General features: G+C 70.4%; 4 protein-coding genes and 1 pseudogene. 3 read left to right on the forward strand and 2 right to left on the reverse strand.

Annotation, left to right across the window (positions count from 1 at the left end):
• Window positions 1-37: 37 nt before the first annotated feature.
• A complete protein-coding gene (locus ACYVE7_RS31400) occupies window positions 38-523 on the reverse strand; it encodes a PH domain-containing protein (RefSeq protein WP_460369867.1) in 486 nt (161 codons plus the stop codon).
• A 156-nt stretch (window positions 524-679) separates the two neighbouring features.
• Between ACYVE7_RS31400 and ACYVE7_RS31405 the strand changes: the two genes are divergently transcribed.
• From ACYVE7_RS31405 to ACYVE7_RS31415, 3 genes are all read left to right on the forward strand, one after another.
• Window positions 680-1,651 (forward strand): ATP-binding cassette domain-containing protein, encoded by a 972-nt coding sequence (locus tag ACYVE7_RS31405; RefSeq protein WP_460369863.1) that lies wholly within the window; start codon window positions 680-682, stop codon window positions 1,649-1,651.
• Entirely contained in the window at window positions 1,648-2,466 is an 819-nt protein-coding gene (locus ACYVE7_RS31410) for an ABC transporter permease (protein ID WP_460369865.1), read from the forward strand. Before ACYVE7_RS31405 ends, ACYVE7_RS31410 begins: the two co-directional genes overlap by 4 nt.
• 130 nt (window positions 2,467-2,596) lie before the next feature.
• The gene (locus ACYVE7_RS31415) at window positions 2,597-2,929 is read left to right on the forward strand and encodes a DUF1330 domain-containing protein (RefSeq protein ID WP_460369866.1); all 333 of its coding nucleotides are present in this window, start codon (window positions 2,597-2,599) and stop codon (window positions 2,927-2,929) included.
• Between the two features lie 74 nt (window positions 2,930-3,003).
• Here the strand turns inward: ACYVE7_RS31415 and ACYVE7_RS31420 are convergent.
• Window positions 3,004-3,383: pseudogene (locus ACYVE7_RS31420) on the reverse strand (septation protein SepH); the annotation flags it as partial.

The following is a 3,383-nucleotide window of genomic DNA, read 5'->3' on the forward strand; positions in this document are numbered from 1 at the left end:
GACGGCGGCGTGGTCGGGTTCGGGAGGGGACATGGCGTCAGGTCGCGTCGTCGTGCAGGTCGTGGGCGCGCGCGGCCAAGTCGGCGGCGATCGCGGTCGCGGTGGTCAGGCGCAGCCCGGTCAGCTCGGAGGACCCCTCGTGCGAAGCGGTGCTGATCTTGATGGTGGCGAGGTCGAGCATACGTTCGAGCCAGCTCTGTTCGGCGTCCACGGTCTGGATCCGGCTCACCGGGACCAGCAGCCACTGGCGGGTGAACCAGCCGACGCGGGTGTAGACGACGTCCGAGCTGACCTCCCAGCGGTGGAACCGGTACCGCCAGGCGGGCACCGTCGCCGCGAGCAGCAGCGAGACCCCGCCGACCGCCCACGGCAGCCAGGTCGGCCGCCACGGCCAGCCGGCCTGCTCCGACCAGCGGGCCAGACCGTAGGCGCAGGCCGTCAGCACGGCCCCGGCGAGCAGATGGTCGAGAGCCCACTTGGCCATCGCGCGCGGCGAGACCCGGTGGGCAGGGGTCCGCAGCATGGTCACGGCCCCAGCCTATGCGGATCAGGGGCCGCCGCCCCGGAATGTCAGACCCACTTCGTACTGTGGTGGGAGACGTCTCAGCGGACTGTCAGCGCGATGACAGCGGGGCCGGGGAGACTACGGGGCATAACCAAGATCCTGAGGAGACCACCCATGACATACGCCATCCAGGCAGAGGGTCTGGTGAAGAGCTTCGGGGAGACCCGGGCCCTCAACGGCGTCACCCTCGCCGCTCGGACGGGCACCGTACTCGGCGTCCTGGGGCCGAACGGCGCGGGCAAGACTACGGCCGTCCGGGTACTGGCGACACTGATCCAGCCCGACGGCGGCCGCGCCTCCGTCGGCGGTCACGACGTCGTCACCGAGGCCCACCAGGTCCGCCAGCTCATCGGCCTGACCGGCCAGTACGCCGGCGTCGACGAGATGCTGACGGGCGTCGAGAACCTGCTGCTGATCGGCCGGCTGCTCGGCAGGCCCAAGGCCGAGGCCAAGGCCCGCGCCGAGGAGCTGCTGGAACGGTTCGATCTGTGGGACGCCCGCGACCGCGCCGCCAAGACCTACTCCGGCGGTATGCGCCGCCGACTGGACTTGGCCTCCTCGTTGGTCGGCCGCCCGTCGGTGCTCTACCTCGACGAGCCGACCACCGGGCTCGACCCGCGCAGCCGCAACGGCCTGTGGGACATCGTCCGCGACCTGACCGCCGACGGGGTGACGGTCCTGCTGACCACCCAGTACCTGGAGGAGGCCGACCAGCTCGCCGACGACATCGTCGTCATCGACAAGGGCACGGTCATCGCCGAGGGCACGCCGGACGAGCTGAAGATGCAGGCCGGCGGCCAGCGGCTCGAGGTGCGGCCCACCCGCGCCGACGACTCCGACAAGACCAAGCTGGTCCTGGCCGAGCTGACGGGCGCGATCCCCGAGCTCAACAACGGCCTGGTCAGCGTGCCGATCAAGGACACCACCCTGATGCCCGTCGCCGTCCGGCGGCTGGAGGAGGCGGGTGTCGCGGTCGAGGAGCTCGCGCTCCGCAAGTCCAGCCTCGACGAGGTGTTCTTCGCCCTGACCGGGCACACCGCGTCCGACGAGGCCGCCGAAGGCAAGAAGGAAGGAGCGGGCGTATGACCGCGATCACGACGGACCTGGCCCGTCCCCTCAGCAAGCGGGTGTCGTTCGGCGACACGATGCGCAACACCTTCACCCTGGCGTGGCGCGGGCTGGTGCAGATCAAGCACAACCCGATGGAACTGGTCGACCTGAGCATCCAGCCGATCATGTTCGTGCTGCTGTTCGCCTATGTGTTCGGCCCGTCGATCGGCGGCAGCGTCGAGGCGTATCTGCCCGTCCTGATCCCCGGCATCATCGCGCAGAACGCGCTGTTCGCGTCGATGAGCACGGGGTTCGGGCTGAACATCGACGTCACCAAGGGCGTGTTCGACAGGTTCCGTTCACTGCCGATCAGCCGGACGGCGCCGCTCGCGGGCCGGATCCTCGCCGACACGGTCAAGCAGGCCTGGTCGATGGCGATCCTGCTGATCGTCGGGGTGCTGATCGGTTACCGGATCCACGGCGGGTTCCTGGGCGTCGTCGGCGCGTTCGGCGTGCTGCTGGCGTTCGCGCTGCTGTTCGCGTGGGTGTCGGTCCTCGTCGGGCTCTCGGTCGACGCCCCGGAGAAGGTCCAGGTCTTCGGCTTCACCGCGATCTTCCCGCTGACCTTCCTGTCCAACGCGTTCATCCCGAGCGGTCAGGGGATGCCCGACTGGCTCGCCTACTTCGTCGACCACATCAACCCGATGACCCACCTGGTCAACGCGATCCGCGGCTTCCTCAACGGCGAGGGCGCGATCCTCCGCCCGTCGCTGATCGCCCTGGCCTGGGGCGCCGGCATCGCCGCCGTCTTCATCCCGCTCTGCCTGCGCGCCTTCAAGCGCCGCGTCTGACCGCCTCGGCCCCCGCGTCCGCCCAGGGCGCGGGGCCGCGCTCTTTTCCGCAAGTACCTAAGTGATGCGGATTCGCGTTTCTGGGCGGATCCGTAGGTTCGGGGTGCAGGGAAGAGACGAGGAGGCAGGGATGAAGGCTTACGCGGTGGCACATGTCGGGACGGTTCGGCCGGATCCGGAGATCGGCGAGTATCTGCGGCGGATCGACGGGACTCTGCAGCCGTACGGCGGCCGGTTCCTCGTGCACAACACGGCGCTCGAGGTCGTCGAAGGGAAGTGGGACGGCGGTGTGATCATCATCGAGTTCCCCAGCCCGGAGGCGGTGCACGCGTGGTACCGGTCGGCCGACTACCAGGCGATCCTGCCGCTGCGGACGCGCCACATCGACATGGACGTGATCGTCGCGCACGGCGTGGACGAGCCCTACAGCGCCGCCGAGACCGCGACGAAGCTCGGCTTCTGAAGAATTCGGCTCCTGAGCAGGAAATGCGGAAGACCCCAGCCATTCGGTGGCTGGGGTCTTCCGCATTCGGCGGTTCAGTCGGGGCGGCGGGCGCCGAACATGATCTCGTCCCAGGAGGGGACGCTGGCTCGGCGGTTGCGGGCGGGGCGTTTGCGGGCCGGGCGTTCCGGCTTCGCGGGAGGGGGTGGCGGGGCGGTCGCCGCGGGCACCTTCTCCTTCGGGGCGGGCTGCTCCACCGGTTCCGGCGCCGGGGTCGGCTCCGGTACCGGCGCTGGCTCCGGCTGATCCTGTGCTGTCATGGGCTCCTCCACCTCGGGCTCCACGGACTGGGCGACCGGGGGGAGGGGGGCGGGGGCGGGCTCTGGGGACCGGACGGCGGCAGGCTGGGGGGCCTCCGCGCCGACCGGCTCGGACCGGGGGGAAGCGGGCTGCGCGGCGGCGGGTTCCGCCACCG

Source organism: Actinocorallia lasiicapitis (assembly GCF_054778695.1).

Excerpts from the sequence above, each read along its gene's own strand:
- ACYVE7_RS31400 (WP_460369867.1), bottom strand. The coding sequence starts at position 523 with ATGCTGCGGACCCCTGCCCACCGGGTCTCGCCGCGCGCGATGGCCAAG.
- ACYVE7_RS31405 (WP_460369863.1), top strand. The coding sequence starts at position 680 with ATGACATACGCCATCCAGGCAGAGGGTCTGGTGAAGAGCTTCGGGGAG.
- ACYVE7_RS31410 (WP_460369865.1), top strand. The coding sequence starts at position 1,648 with ATGACCGCGATCACGACGGACCTGGCCCGTCCCCTCAGCAAGCGGGTG.
- ACYVE7_RS31415 (WP_460369866.1), top strand. The coding sequence starts at position 2,597 with ATGAAGGCTTACGCGGTGGCACATGTCGGGACGGTTCGGCCGGATCCG.